The organism is Cryobacterium lyxosi, assembly GCF_004403345.1.
Lineage (GTDB): Bacteria > Actinomycetota > Actinomycetes > Actinomycetales > Microbacteriaceae > Cryobacterium > Cryobacterium lyxosi.
Window position 1 is genome coordinate 112,197 of sequence record NZ_SOGT01000005.1, and the last position, 14,288, is coordinate 126,484.

Here is a 14,288-nt window from a genome sequence, read left to right on the forward strand (position 1 = left end):
GGATTACCTCATAACGGGAAGAAGGAGAACGAGAAGAAGGATGACGGCGACAGCGAGAACGACGGTGATTTGCGCGTAATACTGATGCAGTTGGCCCGTTTGGGGACGCCGGGCGATCACGCCGAACCGGCGCGCGGTGCCCGCGATAGCCTCGACTGCCGCATCCACACCGTCGGTGTCTGCCCGGGCAGCAGCGGAACCGGTGACGATACTGCCGCGTGCCGCCGCAGTCACTGCCGCATCGAGCCCGTGGTCATCGAACCGGCCGAGTCGACGGGCGCCGAGCATTACTGCGCGCGCCGCAACGTGGATTCCACGATCGAGCACTGCGTCATCGAAACGGGCGAGTCGTTTACTGAGGAGAAGAAGCGGGTCGACGACCATGACCCGGGTCATCTGCTCGAGCCCGAGCCAGTTCGCGGCCCAGGAAGATCGAGGCGCTCCCTTCCAGGCCACCAGACCGAGTACGAGGAGTGCCAGCAGGGTCGAGCCGACCAGTTCGAGCATGCCGGGCCGCGGTTCTGATTCTGCTCCGAGCACACCCCGTACCCAGTCGCCGACCGGCGGCAGGGTGAGCACCCCCAGGAGCGCCGCGCCCGCCGCCAGGACGGTAAGCGGTACCCGTTTCCAGGCGCCGATGTGCCGCGTGCCGCGCTGCTCGGTGTCGTACTCGTCGCGGGCATTCGCCAGTGGGTGGCTCCAGACGATGATGAGAGCTTTGCCCGCATATGCCGCGGCGAGTGCGGCGGCGGCCAAGCCCACGACATACAGGGCCGTACTGGTTTCCAAGGCGGCGGCCAGGAGCTGATCCTTCGTCGCCCATAGGGCCAGAGGGGCTATTCCGGCCAGGGACAGGGCGCCGACAGCGAACGTCACCCCGACCAGCGGCCAGCGGCGAGCGGCGCCCCGGAGCGCTGGCAGTTGCTTGGTGCCGAGCGCCGCGAGCCAGGCGCCCGCCGCGAGGAACAGGAGCGCTTTCGTTGAAGCGTGAGCGATGAGGTGGGTCGTCCCGCCCGCCATGGAACCGACGCCGGCAGCCAGCACCACGAAACCGAGCTGCGCTGCAGTGGATGCCGCCAAGAGCTGTTTGAGGTCTGTCTGGGTGACTGCGACGGCGCCCAGCAGCAGAGCGGTCAGGGCGCCCACCCACGCTGCCGTCGTCGCAGCCCAGCCCGTGACCTCCAGCAGCGGAGCGAGTCGCAGCAGGAGGTAACCACCCATCGCCACCATCGCCGCCGAATGCAGGAGGGCGCTAACCGGGCTCGGGCCTTCCATCGCCCGAGAAAGCCAAAAACTAAAGGGCAGTTGCGCTGCCTTGCCGAATGCGGCCATCAGAATTCCCGCGGCGATGAGGTGACGCCACGGGGACGGAGCCGCAGCCAGGTCAGCGATTCCCAACCCGGCGCCGCCCGCCAAGGCGGCTCCAGCCGCGAGGTAGAGACCGAGGTCGCCGAACCTGGTCGTGATGAACGCGGTCAGTCCGGCACCGACCCGGTGGTCCTCCCGCCAGTGAAAGCCAATCAGCGCGTAGGACATGGCGCCCATGATCTCCCACGCGAACAGCAGAGTGGGCAATGTCGTGGCGGTGGCCGTCACCGCCACGGCCGCCGCAAAGATGAGCATCAGTCCGTGGAAGCGCGCTGGCGATTCCGTTCCCTCAGCGGCCGCGAAGACCAGGACCATGAGGGTGATAACTGCGACCGTCGGCACTATCAGGGCCGAGAGTCCGTCGACCGCGAGCCCGAATGAAGCGCCGGCCAAGAACGGGACTTCGACGGACGGGCGGAAGGAAGCTATGACGAACGCCGCCGCCACGGTGAAGCCTGCGGTGCCGAGCGATACCGGAACGGCGACGAGATTCGCGCGCCGTCCCGTGAGGCAGAGTGCAATTCCCGCCAGAGCAGGCAGAGTGACGAGAAGCCACAGCGCAGCCACGCCCAACGTGCTTACCGTTGCATCGTTCATCCGGTGAGGTCCGTTGCTGAGTCGGTCATATCTGACCTCCGGGAACGATGCAGGAGAGTGGCAACGGCGAACCCCATCGCCATTTCCACGGTCATCGCCGCGATCACCACGAGCAGGAGAACCTGCCCGTCTGGGATCGGTGTCAGGAACCACCAGAATGCGGTGACCGCGAGGATGACGCCGTTGAGCATGAGCTCCAGCCCCATCATCACCATGACGACGACTTGCTGGGAGAGCGCGCCGTAGAGCCCGATGCAGAATAGTGCCGCGGCGGCGATAAGGACGAGCTGCAGGGTCATCGTCCCAACCCGCCCTGTTGTGGGTCGTCAGGAGTGGGACGATCCAGATCGTCGCCCCAACGGTCGTAGCGGCCCCTGGGGTTTGCAAGTACGAGGGCAGCGACGATCGTTGCGAACAGAATCGGACTCACGGTGAGCATCACGAGCATCTTGGATCCCATGATTGCCTCGCCGAGGGATGCGGTAAGGTCGGCGGCCGGCGAACCGTTGCGTGCGGGCCAGGGGATGAGTAATGCGCCACCGGCGAGCAGGAGGAAGGTGCCAACGGCGAGGATCGCCGACCATCGTTTGTTGTGGACCATGCTCATGGGCATGAGGGCAGGGTTCATCCCCATAAACATGATCATGTAGATCGCCATGATGGCCATCTCCATCACCATCATGAGAATCGTGATGACGCCGATGTAGTCGAGATCAAACATCAGCAGCATCGCGCCGACGGCGACGAAGGACACAGCCAGGGCGTAGGTTGCCCGCGCCATGGAGTCGACGCGGAAGACCGCGATTCCCGAGGCGAGAGCGATGACCGCCAGTGCTGAGAAAACAATGACCGAAAGCATGCTCAGCCCCTCACAGCGACGACGATGGAGACAACGAGCGTCTGCACAAGTACCGCCGGCAGCACGATTATCCAGGCGACTTCAGCGAGGCGTTCGGGACGCACAGCTGGCATACGATGCCGCAGGGTGACGAACGCCGCAAGCAACAGCAGGGTTTTCACGAGCGTCCACAGCCAACTCGGCAACAGCGGACCGGCCCCACCGCCGAAAAAGAGAGCAACGGCGAAGGCTGCGCCTGTCGTGAGCAGAGCATAGCGTCCCGCGAGAATCAGCAGCCGGTCCACGCCGGATACCTCGGTCAGGATCCCACCCGCGATGTCTCCGCTCGCGGCTGTCGCAAAGGGTCCCCAGTTGGAAAAAGCGACGACGCTCATGCAGAAGACGACGAAGGCGATGGGCATCCAGATAACGAACCACAACTCTTGTTGCGCGGCGACTATATCGCCCACCCGCAGGCTATGCGCTGCGACGGCGGGGGTCACCAGTGCGAACATCAGTGGCAACTCATAGGAGACGGCCTGTGCGAGAAACCGGTAGCCGCCCACCAGCGCGTGGGCGCTGTTGGCGCCCCAGCCGATCAGCCACACGAGCGCCCACACCAGAACGTCCATTGCGTTGAACCAGACAACCCCGACCGGTATATCCGCCAGAACCCACGGACCCACCGGGATCACCGCCGTCTTCAGCACCGCGACCACCACGAGGCCGGCGCAGCCGATGCGCCAGAGGAGAACATCAGCCGCGACGGTCGTGCGGCGTCGCTGGCGCATCAGACGGGCGATCTCGAACACCGGGATGGCCGCTCCCGAACGGAACGACCGGCTCTCGGCACGAGAGACGAGGATCCCATTGAACGCGGCTCCGGCCAGGGCGAGAACGCCGAGTGCGACCGGAGCAAACAGAGCCCAGACAGGATTCACCTCGATGATGTCAATCATGTTTTGTCGCTCATATGCGACTGTGGAGTCTGAGTGACGGGGGCCGTCTCGATTGCCAGAGCGGCAATGATGAGCCGCGCGGTCGCGATATCCGTGCCGTTGAGCAGTCGCGGGATCGCGCTCAGCAGGCTGCGTTGCAACGCCAGGGGGTCCTGCAGCTCGTACGCTCCTTCAGCCTTGTCGTCTCGGGCAGTGCGTCGCGCCTCGTCGAGCCAGCCGATGAGGCGGCCTCTCACCGTCTCGGATCCGCTCTGCCCCATCCCGTTTTCCGCTTGGGCGAGTGTGTCACCGACCGTGATGCCTTTCAGCGTCCAACGCAGAGTCCAGGAGCGGCCGACGCTCTGCGCAAGCTTGTCAAGGTCGGCTGCCACGTCGAGCAGCGCCGTGCCCGACGCCACGGCGTCGCGAATCCGTCGGGCGCGGCCTGCCGCGAACGACCACCCGGCTAGAGCAAGCACCGACGCCGCAGCATCGGAACGACGGATAACAGCCCGTCGTCGTTCGTCGTCCGTCGTCCGGTGGCTATTATCCGGGACAAGGCCGTCACCACTCGGTTGCGCCGCGGGAAGGATTTCTGCCTGAGCGCTGACGATCACATCACCTTGGAGCACGCAGCGCACAACGAGCCCGGCGGGCCAGTGGGGGAGTACCGGGCCAAGAGGAACGTGAAGCACATCCATTTCGAGGCCGTCGCGATCGGGTCCGCCCGACGCTAAAGGGATCCCTCCCGGCATCGGCATGTCCATGTCCATGTCCATGTCCATGTTCATATCCACGTCATGCTCGGTCGATTCGATGCTGTCGCCAGGCGCTGCGTGCTCGGTGTGCGCGGTCTCGTCACGTGGTTTTGCTGGCTGGCGCGAGCGGGTTCGCGCATCGCTGTGTTGTCTGACGTCATCGAGGAGGTCATCCATGGCACGGTCGAGAGTCGAAGCGACATCGCTTGCGGTGTTCACTGCCGTACGCACCCGTGGGCCGGGAAGCTGTGACCAAAGGCGGGCGCGCGCGGACTCGAGTTCCTCTCCCGGTTCCCCGCAGACCAGCAGAACGTCAGCATCCGCCGGGGATGTCGCCGACGTCCAGCCCCGACGAGCAAGCTCCGCCTCCACGCGCATACGAGTCTCACCCCAGCCGGGAACTTCCAGCACGAGCACGTGCACTCTGCGGGTGGCGCGTCCTGCCAGCGTGCTTCTTAGACCCACCGCAGCGCACCCTCTCGCCAAGCCCAGACGACACCGACCATGAGCACACCGAGAAAGACGAACATCTCCACGACGGCGCCGATTCCGTCTTTCGCCACGACCAATGCCCAGGGATACATGAAGAGCATCTCCACGTCAAAGGCTAGAAAGAGCAGGGTCAGCGGGTACCACCTGGCGTGGTACCTGGACAGCGCATGTTCTTCCGGCTCCCAGCCGGAAAGGAACGGCAACCGCTCAAGGGGGTCGGGGGCCACCGCGGTGTACCGCGCCACCAGGTAGAGGCCGCCCACTGTTAGCAGCGCGACTGCGAGAAGAACGGCAATGCTGATGTAGGTGGACACGCGCCTCCCTCTCACCACTCCTCGGCCTCATAGCTTTTTTAGATCGATGCATTCTCCAACCTAGTCATCTGCGTGAAGCTAGTCGGGACTTTGTGCAGCACCGGTACGCTGGCGGCCATCGGTAGGCGTTGCGTTTGCTGGCAACAGTATTGGACCCGGTCAAGGCTTGGCCAGCCGCAACCGCTCATCACGAAGGAGATTCAATGTCGAATCAGAGCCACGAACCATGCTCACCGGGAGATCTTGAGGTTCGCAGTCTGTCCGACCATGACTGGCGTGTCGGTGATCGCCGGTGCCACGAAAGGTCACCAAAAAAGGTCCTCGGTTACATCGGAAAACGTGGTTCTGCTTTTGACGTCATGAACATAGAAGCACCGCGACGACATGTCCTGTTCGATAATTTCGAGTCGGCGGTCGCTTCGTTTACGTCTGACGTCCCGACGTAGATTTTATCCACGGCGTTGACGCCAACTTGCCCATTCATTCAGCTTCGGAGCGTGGCGCTATCGTGTTGGCACTGCTGGGTGCAGATGAAGCCGGAGCGCCTCAGTCCAAGTTGTGCCCGGCGTTAAGCACCAGGCGTATCAGGTCGCCGGTCTGCTCATCGAGCGGGACCAGCCGCGAATGGTCCAGGCTCGGTTTCAGGGGATGAATCTCCCAGATTTGCATCTGCGAACGATTGACCTTGCCTCCCCGGAGTTCTGTGATCTGAGACACACACGACCCAAGTCGTCGGCTAGGGGATCGTGGCCGCCACTACCTGGATGTGGCCGCCGCGCAGCGACGCGGAGCGAACATCCACACCTTCACGTTGGATGACGGTCCACGGGCGAGCGTGGAGGTCGGCCCCACCAACCGAGGCGGCCAGCCGCACGAGTGGAGAGAATATCCGGGCGCGGCCGACGGGCAGCTGCATGTCCACGATGCCGGCGTGACCACCGGGCTTGAGCAGCGCCCGCATCCGATCCCAGGCCGGGTGCCAGTCGTCGAAGACACTCATCGCATAGCTGGAGAACACGGCGTCGACGAGTCCGTTCGACGGTACCGGGAGTTCTTTCGCGACCTCATTCAGATCGAACGTGGTGGCATCCGCTTTGATCAGGCACACGCGTGTCCACCCGTTGGTTTCCACTCGGCGGTGGGCCATCTCGAGCATTTTCGGGCTGCGGTCCAGCCCGACCACTGTGCCCGACGGCCCGACGGCGTCGACGAGTAGGGCATGGTTCAGGCCGGTGCCGCAGCCGAGGTCCAGGACTGTGTCGCCGGCACGCAGATTCAACAGCGCCACACCCGATTGTCGGCCGGCTCGGTAGACGACATGTTCTCCGGACAGCGCATCGTAGAGGCGGCCCGCAGCCTCGTAGACATTCACCATGAGTGCTCGACCGGCCTTTCGTTCCCATCAGCCTAACCAGGCTCGCTCTCGCTGGTGGCAGCGTAGACCGTCTACGCTCGCAGACATGATTGAAACGCACGTATGGGACCTCGTCGTCATCGGTGGAGGAACGGCTGGTCTCGTGGCCAGCCGCACCGCAGCCAGGTTCGGGGCGAGGACTGTTTTGATCGAGGACAACCGCCTCGGTGGGGACTGCCTGTGGACCGGCTGCGTGCCCTCGAAGTCTCTAATCGCGGCCGCGGATGCCGCCACGACGGCCCGTTCGTCGGCAGGCCTCGGGGTGAGCGTGAACGATGTTGTCGTGGATTTCGCTCGGGTGATGGAGCACGTGCGGGCCGCCATGTACGAAATCGCTCCGGTTGATTCCGAGGAGTCGCTCGTGGGGGACAACGTCGAGGTGGTACGGGGCCGGGCACGTTTCACCGGTCCCGACACCGTCGACGTCGACGGTCGCGAGCTGCGGTTTCGGCAGGCCTTGATCGCCACCGGCGCCTCGCCGGGATTGCCGGCTATCCCCAGGATCGACTCGGTCGATCTACTGACTAGCGAAACGTTCTGGGACCTGCGTACTTTTCCCGAGCGGCTCGTCGTGCTTGGCGGCGGGGCGATCGGTTGTGAGATCGCCCAGGCGATGGCTCGTCTCGGATCGGCCGTGATGCTCGTAGAGAACGGGCCACGTATCCTGCATAAGGAGGATGAACGGGCCAGCGCCATCATCCACGCCGCGCTCATTGCGGACGGCGTGGACGTGCGCACGAACTCCAGCGTGACCAAGGTCTCCTCGACCGATCGCCGTTCAGGCACGTTCACCCTCAGCGACGAAAGCACCCTGTCTTTCGACCGGGTGCTTGCCGCACTGGGCCGCCGCCCGAACACCGCCGGTCTCGATCTGCAGCTTGTGGGAGTGCGACTCGACTCTCACGGCAACGTCGTTGTCAATTCCCGGCTGCGCACCTCCAACCCTCGCATCTGGGCTGCAGGGGACGTGACCGGGTTGCCCCAGTTCACCCACACTGCCGGAGTGAATGCCAGCGTGGCCGCGACCAACGCAATCCTCGGCCTGACCCGCAAGTTCGATAGTGCGGTGGTCCCCCGGGTCACGTTCACCCACCCGGAGGTAGGCGCCGTCGGCCTGCAAACCAAAGATGTGACCGGAGGCCACCGCATCGTCACCTGCGACCACGAGCACGTCGACCGGGCTGTGACGATGTCGAAAACGGATGGCTACACGCAGCTGGTCGTGGACAAACGCGGCCGAGTGCTCGGCGGCACTGTGGTGGGTCCCCGAGCCGGAGAAACTCTCGGCGAGATCTCCTTGGCGGTCAAGAACCGGCTCACCACGAGCAATATCGCCGGAACCACGCACGCATACCCTACCTACAACGACGGCCTCTGGAATGTGGCAGTGGCCGATGTGCGCCACCGACTCAGTTCCGGTCTCTTTCTGGTGGCGACGCGCACCCTCCGACGGTTGCGGAGTGCGCGCCTGCGGTGAGATCGAGGAAGCAGCCGTCATCGATCTACCGGTTCGTGCGTTGCCATAAAAGACCACCTTTATTGACCGACCACATACTCAAGAACGACGCCCGCATGCGCGAGTTCTCCGCGGCCAGAGCTGTCGAGATCGATGCAGCATCGGGCGCGGGCACATCGGGGAATGCCGCGGGTGCCGGCCGAGTCGTTGGTGGTGAAGCTTGCGCTGCAGGACGTCATCGAGCGCGTGCCCACGAGCAGGTTGACCAAAGCGGATGCTCGGACCGCGGCCCGCATCGCGGGCCTGCACATCGCGACCTCGCTCGAATCTAGGGACGTGGTAGACCAATCGGTTCATCGACGGGCGCTCTCGTAGTCGATGGCGCCAAGCAAACCGGGTTGTTCCGAATGACGGTGCTGGACTAGGCGGGAACCACACCTGGCGAATGATTGGCCTCGTGAGGCGTCCATGCGCTCTGGGCTCTCGAGGACCGACCTCTGATGCGTTGCCCCTCGCGTCCACGGCACTCTCCCGGCCGTGAACAGACACGTAATCATGAGTAGGCTCGATGAGGTGCGTTTGCAGATCTTGTTGACGTGCCGCTCGGCGGGCACTGTCCCGTCGCGCTCGGCTTGAACGTGAAGGAAATACCGTGTCTGATCACGCAAGAATCAAGGGGCACACCGTGACCCGCACCGTGCACATCGAAGCCTCTCGCGCGCAGGTCTGGAAGGCGCTGACCGACCCCGAGGTGATGGTCAAGTGGTTTGGCGACGGTGTGGTGTTCGCCGCGCTCGAGCCCGGTGCAACTGGCAGCATCGACTGGGATGACTACGGCAGCTTTCCGATCGAAATCACCGAGGTCGTGCTCGACGGCTCGTTCGGCTTCCGGTGGTCGGGAATCCCCGCCGATCAGCTCGATGAGTACTCGACGCACGTGCGCTTCACCGTCGCCGATGTTGGTTCCGGGACGGATGTCACGGTCATCGAATCGGGCTTCGACACACTCCCCGGCGGCACCCGCTACCGTCGCGAACGTCTTGAGCAGAACCGAGAGGGCTGGGACGTCGAACTCGACGAGCTCGCGACCCTACTCGAGGGTGTCACTGAGTAGTTCACGATTACGGGGGAGTCGCTCGACTAGCTGTCTTGGGGTGGTCCTGCCGAAAGGTCGGCTCGCCCTTGCGGCTCACGATCGTGCCGGCCAGGCGAATGGACGGAACGGCGCTGGTGACGTCAACGTCCAGGCGCCGGATTGCCAGCACCTCTCCGATGCGTACTGACGTACCGAGCATCACCTCGACGATCGAGCCGAGCTGCCCGTCTGGCCTGGGACCGGAGATGTAGCCGACGCCGGCCTCCCAGCGAGCGATCGCGGTGCGGATCTTGTTGACCTCGACCGCCGTGAGCGCGTCGGAGATGTGCGGCTCCCGGTGCAGACGGTCTACGTGGTCCATGGGATTGGTCGGAAGGATCTCGTGCCGCACCGCCTGCTCGAGCGCCAGGCGCAGCACGACGCGCGATTGCTTGGCCCGGCTGTAGGAGAGCTTCGCCATCTGCTTGATGAACTGATCGCAGCGAACGACACCGATCGCGCGCAGCGTGAGAAATTGAAACACCGGCAGCACGAGCGTGCGCATGTTGCGCTCGTGTAGATTGCGGGTGGTCTTGGAGATTCGGCCCTCCGCGTCGATGTCGTCCAGCCAGTACTTCACCAGGTGAGGGAACGGGCTGTCTGGAGTCAGATAGCCGTTCGTGGGCTGTACGTGGGTCGTCTCCGCTAGCTTGCCCTTCAACGCGCGTTCGGCCGCCTTGGCGCTACTGCCGGTGGCCTGCACTTGGCGCGACTGTCCATCCTAATCCCGATAGTGGGTTCGGGCCTCGAACTGGCCCGACGGCCTCACGCGCGTGATGATGTCGCCGAAGGTGCCGATCGTCTGACGTGGCCGCGACATCAGTTCACCGCCGAGCGGGTGTACCGGGCTGCCCAGACGGTTCGCGCTGTTGGGCCATCCAGGAGCGCACGTCGGAGATGGTGAACTTTAGGTGTTTGCCGAACCGATATGCGGTCGGCCCCTTGCAGTGCACGCGCCAGTCATAGACAGTCGCGATCGGGATACCGAGGTAGTTCGCCAGCTCGGCGACATCCATCAGCGGTTCCAACGAGACGGCGGTTGAATTGTTTTCGTTTGTGTTCATATTCCGTAGGTGCGACTGGTGCACCTAAGCAATCGAAGGGGACCGAATGTAACGTGGTGGTCTCGCATAGCTGAGCCGCTAGAAGGCATTCTCGGAGGGGTTTTAGATGAGGTGATCAATTCTTTAACCTAAAAAGTCCCAGAAGCTCGTGAGTTTCCGGGACTTTCTGTCGGGCTGACAGGATTTGAACCTGCGACCCCTTGGAGGTTTTTGCCTTCATTATGTCGTTGCCGACTGTCTCCGAAAACCCGCGGATTCCCTTGTGTTTACAGGGAACCGAGCGGTTCGCTGCTTCCAATTGTACGTCATCGTTTTGGGTCATTCAGTGATGAATGTGATGGGTAAATGATGACCTTATGAACCGCTTTTGGCGGGCGTATTTCATTGCCAACGCTGACCGGCGCACCGCGCGTCACCTCGGCAGCCGCGTTGCAAACACCGCCCACACGTTCGTTGCCGAGAGCCGTTTCATGAAAAAACCCCGGTTCGCCGCCGCTGGGGAGAACCCCGAGCTCGGGTAACTCGCCATCTAAACTTGGTCTGGTACCCACGGAAGGAACCATCATGAGCATGGAAGGCGCGGCCTGGAGCTCGCTGCAAAAGATCTCGAGCGCCAGGGACGGCAAACACGGCTTCTCCCGTGAGTCCGTGCGGCGGATCATGACGTTCGCGGTGCCCTACCGGTCCAAGCTGCTGATCTTCATCACCCTCTCCACCGTGGGAGCTTTCCTCGCGGTCGCGACGCCGGTACTCGCCGGCCAGGTGGTCGACGTCATCGTCGCCCAGGGCGCGGTCAGCACGATTGTGTGGCTCGCCGTCGTCATCGCGCTCGTGGCCGTGGCCGACGCCGCCGTGTCACTCGTGACGCGCTGGTACTCGGCGCGGATCGGTGAAGGCGTGATCCTCGACCTCCGCACCGCCGTCTTCAATCACGTGCAGAAGATGCCGATCGCGTTCTTCACCCGCACACGGACGGGCGCCCTCGTGAGCCGCCTCAACAACGATGTGATCGGCGCTCAGCAGGCCTTCAGCGGCACGCTGTCCGGCGTGGTCACGAACCTGGTGGCGCTGATCCTCACCCTGATCGTCATGCTCAGCACGTCCTGGCTCGTGACGGTTCTCGCCGTGATCATGCTCCCCATCTTCCTGGTACCCGCCCGCCGTATGGGCAGCCGCCTCGCCGCGCTCCGCCGCGAGGCCGCCGACCACAATTCCGCCATGAGCACGCAGATGACCGAGCGCTTCTCGGCGCCCGGCGCCACCCTCGTCAAGCTGTTCGGCCGGCCCGACGAGGAGGCCGAGGAGTTCCGTGTCCGCGCCGCCCGCGTCCGCGACATCGGGGTGCGCACCGCGATGCTGCAGTTCGTCTTCTTCACCGCACTGATGCTCGTCTCTGCTCTTGCCCTCGCGCTCGTGTATGGGCTCGGCGGCTTCCTCGCACTCGCCGGCCAACTGAATACCGGTGACGTGGTCACCCTAGCGCTCCTCCTCACCCGCCTCTACGCGCCGCTGACCAGCCTCGCAAACGCACGGGTGGAGATCATGAGCGCGGTGGTCAGCTTCGAGCGCGTCTTCGAGGTGCTGGACCTCGACCCGCTCATCAAGGAGAAGCCCGACGCCGTCGCCGTCCCCGAAGGCCCGGTGGCCGTCGAGTTCGACGACGTCCGCTTCGCCTACCCGTCCGCGGACAAGGTGTCCCTCGCCTCTCTCGAGGAGGTTGCCACATTGGACACCCGCGGCGGCGACGAGGTTCTGCACGGCGTGTCCTTCAGGATCGAGCCGGGTCAGACCGTTGCCCTCGTTGGTACGTCCGGTGCCGGTAAGTCCACGATTGCGCAGCTCCTCTCGCGCCTGTACGACGTCGACAGCGGCGCCGTGCGCCTCGCGGGGACGGATGTCCGCGATGTCACTTTTGTCTCCATGCGGCATACCCTGGGCATGGTGACGCAAGACGGCCACCTGTTCCACGAGACCATCCTCTCCAATCTGCGCCTCGCGAGGCCGGAAGCGTCCGACGATGAGGTGTGGGACGCCGTCCGCCGTGCGCGGCTCGAGCCGCTCATCCGGTCCCTGCCCGACCAGCTGAACACCATGGTGGGCGAGCGTGGCTACCGATTGTCCGGGGGTGAGCGCCAGCGGATGACCATCGCGAGGCTCCTGCTCGCCCAGCCGCGCGTCGTCATCCTCGACGAGGCGACGGCGGCGCTGGACTCGACGTCTGAGGCCGCCGTGCAGGCGGCGCTCAGCGAGGCGCTCAAGGGACGGACAGCGATGGTGATCGCACACCGCCTCTCCACCATCCGCAGCGCGGACCTGATCCTCGTGGTTGAGGACGGCTCGATCGTGGAGCGCGGTACGCACGAGGAACTGCTGGCTGTGCGTGGGCGGTACGAGGAATTGCACCGGACCCAGTTCGCCGTGCAGAAGGATGTTGCGGCGGATGCGGATGCGGATGCGGAAGCGCTAAGCGGGATCTAGTCACTGAGCACTTCGCCACCATGCGGTTCGGCGCCTGAGCCGGACGACCGACGAGTCGGTGGCGCTGGTAATTACGTCCGCGTAACCGACTCCGGCCCGGTGGCCTCACGTCAAGCGCGGGCGGAGCGCGACGTGAGTTGGCGAAGGGTGGCTTCGATGCCGGCGGCGTTCTGCCGAGGAAAGCCGAGCAGCTCGTAGACCTTTCCCTGAACGGCTGGGACGGTGCTGTAGTCAAACGTCTCCGTAACGCGCGTAGACGTGGGCGTGAGCGGCGTGAGTTCCCAGCGCCACCGGTGTCCCGCGGGGTGACGCCACTCTACAAGCCGACCGTCTTCGATGCGCATCACCGTGCTGGTGATGCGATACGGGACGCCGAACTGCTTCATCGCTACCGAGAATTTTGCGCCCTGGGTGAGCCGCCGCGGCCCCGACACCGTACCGCCGACGGTGCCCGAGCCGTCCAGCTCACCGTGACGGTGCGGATCAGCCACCAACGCGAAGATGTCTTCGGCCGAAGCCGGCACCTCAACAGTGCGCGCAACTTGGCGGGGCCCTTGCTCAACCTGTTCGATTGTCATACTGCTCAGCCTAGGTGGGGGCTGTCTCTTAGACGGTGTTTCCGGCCTGACGCGCTGCACGTGGGTCTTTCGAGAGCGGCGTCGATGCAACGAATTGCCGCTACGCGGGGTCGACAAGGGCGCCGTCATCCTCGTCGCCCCAAGACTCAACAAGCGTGATTCGACCGCGCGAATCGCGAATCGAAAGCACGAGCGCAATGATCGCGGTCGCGATTCCGATAACGCCCAGGGGGTTCGCGATACCAATAGCGATATCCAACGCAGGCTGTGTGGGTCCGCTGATGATTGTCTGCAAACCGCGAGGTGTTGAATCTGGAAGCGTGAGTCCCAACAAGAGTCCGCTAACGCCTGATACAAGGAAAAACGCGTATGTTATCGCGCGAGTTTCGAACCCTCGACGTGCCGTGCGTCGTACCGCGAGCCCCGTGAACACCAGCAAGGCGGCAAAAATCACACCCAGCGTCGCCGCGTAGATGATGGTGAGGTCGCCACCGATCCCGAAGAGGTGGCGGCCGAAAGAGATCCACGCGGCCACCGCGATACCAGCAACCACGAGCACGTTACCCCTGTGCCCTGAGCGCGAGGCACCAGGCGTCGCGCGAACTCGAATTACGCTGTACGTCATTACGCGCTCTCAATCACTATGCTCGTTACAACCGTAGCCATGGAAGTTCTTGCGCGTGCGCACTTCCACAGATGGACAAGCCCGCGAACCGCGAAATAAATGCGACGCTATCCGACAACACACCCCTACGCCACTTGGGACTGCGGCCGGTTCGATCGACTCATCTAGCCATATTGTTCGCCGGATGATTGCTCCCGCGACGGGGAATGCGGTCAGCAGCAAGCTGGCCAGGT

Annotated in this window: 16 protein-coding genes; 4 read left to right on the forward strand and 12 right to left on the reverse strand. The window is 64.0% G+C overall.

The window, feature by feature from the left end; all coding sequences use genetic code 11:
• Nucleotides 1-3: 3 nt before the first annotated feature.
• From E3T27_RS04455 to E3T27_RS04485, 7 genes are all read right to left on the reverse strand, one after another.
• A complete protein-coding gene (locus tag E3T27_RS04455) occupies nucleotides 4-1,965 on the reverse strand; it encodes a proton-conducting transporter transmembrane domain-containing protein (protein WP_134571709.1) in 1,962 nt (653 codons plus the stop codon).
• Nucleotides 1,962-2,264 (reverse strand): NADH-quinone oxidoreductase subunit NuoK, encoded by a 303-nt coding sequence (nuoK, locus tag E3T27_RS04460; RefSeq protein ID WP_134571710.1) that lies wholly within the window; start codon nucleotides 2,262-2,264, stop codon nucleotides 1,962-1,964. The genes E3T27_RS04455 and nuoK overlap by 4 nt, the downstream gene beginning before the upstream one ends.
• Nucleotides 2,261-2,824, reverse strand: a complete 564-nt coding sequence (locus E3T27_RS04465; protein WP_104195614.1) for an NADH-quinone oxidoreductase subunit J — start codon at nucleotides 2,822-2,824, stop codon at nucleotides 2,261-2,263. The genes nuoK and E3T27_RS04465 overlap by 4 nt, the downstream gene beginning before the upstream one ends.
• Nucleotides 2,825-2,826: 2 nt before the next feature.
• Nucleotides 2,827-3,762 (reverse strand): complex I subunit 1 family protein, encoded by a 936-nt coding sequence (locus E3T27_RS04470; protein WP_134571711.1) that lies wholly within the window; start codon nucleotides 3,760-3,762, stop codon nucleotides 2,827-2,829.
• Nucleotides 3,759-4,964, reverse strand: coding sequence for a hypothetical protein (locus E3T27_RS04475; RefSeq protein ID WP_134571712.1), 1,206 nt, complete (start codon nucleotides 4,962-4,964; stop codon nucleotides 3,759-3,761). Before E3T27_RS04475 ends, E3T27_RS04470 begins: the two co-directional genes overlap by 4 nt.
• The gene (locus tag E3T27_RS04480) at nucleotides 4,955-5,305 is read right to left on the reverse strand and encodes an NADH-quinone oxidoreductase subunit A (RefSeq protein ID WP_104195617.1); all 351 of its coding nucleotides are present in this window, start codon (nucleotides 5,303-5,305) and stop codon (nucleotides 4,955-4,957) included. The genes E3T27_RS04475 and E3T27_RS04480 overlap by 10 nt, the downstream gene beginning before the upstream one ends.
• A 736-nt stretch (nucleotides 5,306-6,041) precedes the next feature.
• The gene (locus E3T27_RS04485) at nucleotides 6,042-6,680 is read right to left on the reverse strand and encodes a class I SAM-dependent methyltransferase (RefSeq protein ID WP_134571713.1); all 639 of its coding nucleotides are present in this window, start codon (nucleotides 6,678-6,680) and stop codon (nucleotides 6,042-6,044) included.
• A gap of 85 nt (nucleotides 6,681-6,765) precedes the next feature.
• On the opposite strand from E3T27_RS04485, the gene E3T27_RS04490 reads away from it, so the two are divergent.
• Nucleotides 6,766-8,196 (forward strand): dihydrolipoyl dehydrogenase family protein, encoded by a 1,431-nt coding sequence (locus E3T27_RS04490; protein ID WP_134571714.1) that lies wholly within the window; start codon nucleotides 6,766-6,768, stop codon nucleotides 8,194-8,196.
• 59 nt (nucleotides 8,197-8,255) lie between these two features.
• On the opposite strand, the gene E3T27_RS04495 is transcribed toward E3T27_RS04490, so the two are convergent.
• Nucleotides 8,256-8,471 carry a hypothetical protein gene (locus tag E3T27_RS04495; protein ID WP_166786092.1) on the reverse strand — a complete coding sequence of 72 codons (216 nt, stop codon included), beginning with the start codon at nucleotides 8,469-8,471 and terminating at the stop codon, nucleotides 8,256-8,258.
• Nucleotides 8,472-8,827: 356 nt separating this feature from the next.
• On the opposite strand from E3T27_RS04495, the gene E3T27_RS04500 reads away from it, so the two are divergent.
• Nucleotides 8,828-9,289, forward strand: coding sequence for an SRPBCC domain-containing protein (locus E3T27_RS04500; RefSeq protein ID WP_166786093.1), 462 nt, complete (start codon nucleotides 8,828-8,830; stop codon nucleotides 9,287-9,289).
• A gap of 7 nt (nucleotides 9,290-9,296) precedes the next feature.
• Here E3T27_RS04500 and E3T27_RS04505 read toward each other — a convergent pair whose 3' ends face one another.
• Complete coding sequence (locus tag E3T27_RS04505) at nucleotides 9,297-10,013, reverse strand: site-specific integrase (protein ID WP_134571717.1); 717 nt, start codon at nucleotides 10,011-10,013, stop codon at nucleotides 9,297-9,299.
• Between the two features lie 121 nt (nucleotides 10,014-10,134).
• Nucleotides 10,135-10,374 carry a helix-turn-helix domain-containing protein gene (locus E3T27_RS04510; RefSeq protein WP_241992116.1) on the reverse strand — a complete coding sequence of 80 codons (240 nt, stop codon included), beginning with the start codon at nucleotides 10,372-10,374 and terminating at the stop codon, nucleotides 10,135-10,137.
• A 356-nt stretch (nucleotides 10,375-10,730) separates the two neighbouring features.
• On the opposite strand from E3T27_RS04510, the gene E3T27_RS16460 reads away from it, so the two are divergent.
• Both E3T27_RS16460 and E3T27_RS04515 read left to right on the forward strand, forming a co-directional pair.
• A complete protein-coding gene (locus tag E3T27_RS16460; RefSeq protein WP_166786094.1) occupies nucleotides 10,731-10,895 on the forward strand; it encodes a hypothetical protein in 165 nt (54 codons plus the stop codon).
• Between the two features lie 43 nt (nucleotides 10,896-10,938).
• Nucleotides 10,939-12,852, forward strand: coding sequence for an ABC transporter ATP-binding protein (locus E3T27_RS04515; RefSeq protein WP_134571718.1), 1,914 nt, complete (start codon nucleotides 10,939-10,941; stop codon nucleotides 12,850-12,852).
• A gap of 110 nt (nucleotides 12,853-12,962) precedes the next feature.
• Here E3T27_RS04515 and E3T27_RS04520 read toward each other — a convergent pair whose 3' ends face one another.
• The gene (locus E3T27_RS04520; RefSeq protein WP_134571719.1) at nucleotides 12,963-13,430 is read right to left on the reverse strand and encodes an SRPBCC family protein; all 468 of its coding nucleotides are present in this window, start codon (nucleotides 13,428-13,430) and stop codon (nucleotides 12,963-12,965) included.
• 100 nt (nucleotides 13,431-13,530) lie between these two features.
• Nucleotides 13,531-14,055, reverse strand: coding sequence for a hypothetical protein (locus E3T27_RS04525; RefSeq protein WP_134571720.1), 525 nt, complete (start codon nucleotides 14,053-14,055; stop codon nucleotides 13,531-13,533).
• Between the last annotated feature and the right edge of the window lie 233 nt (nucleotides 14,056-14,288).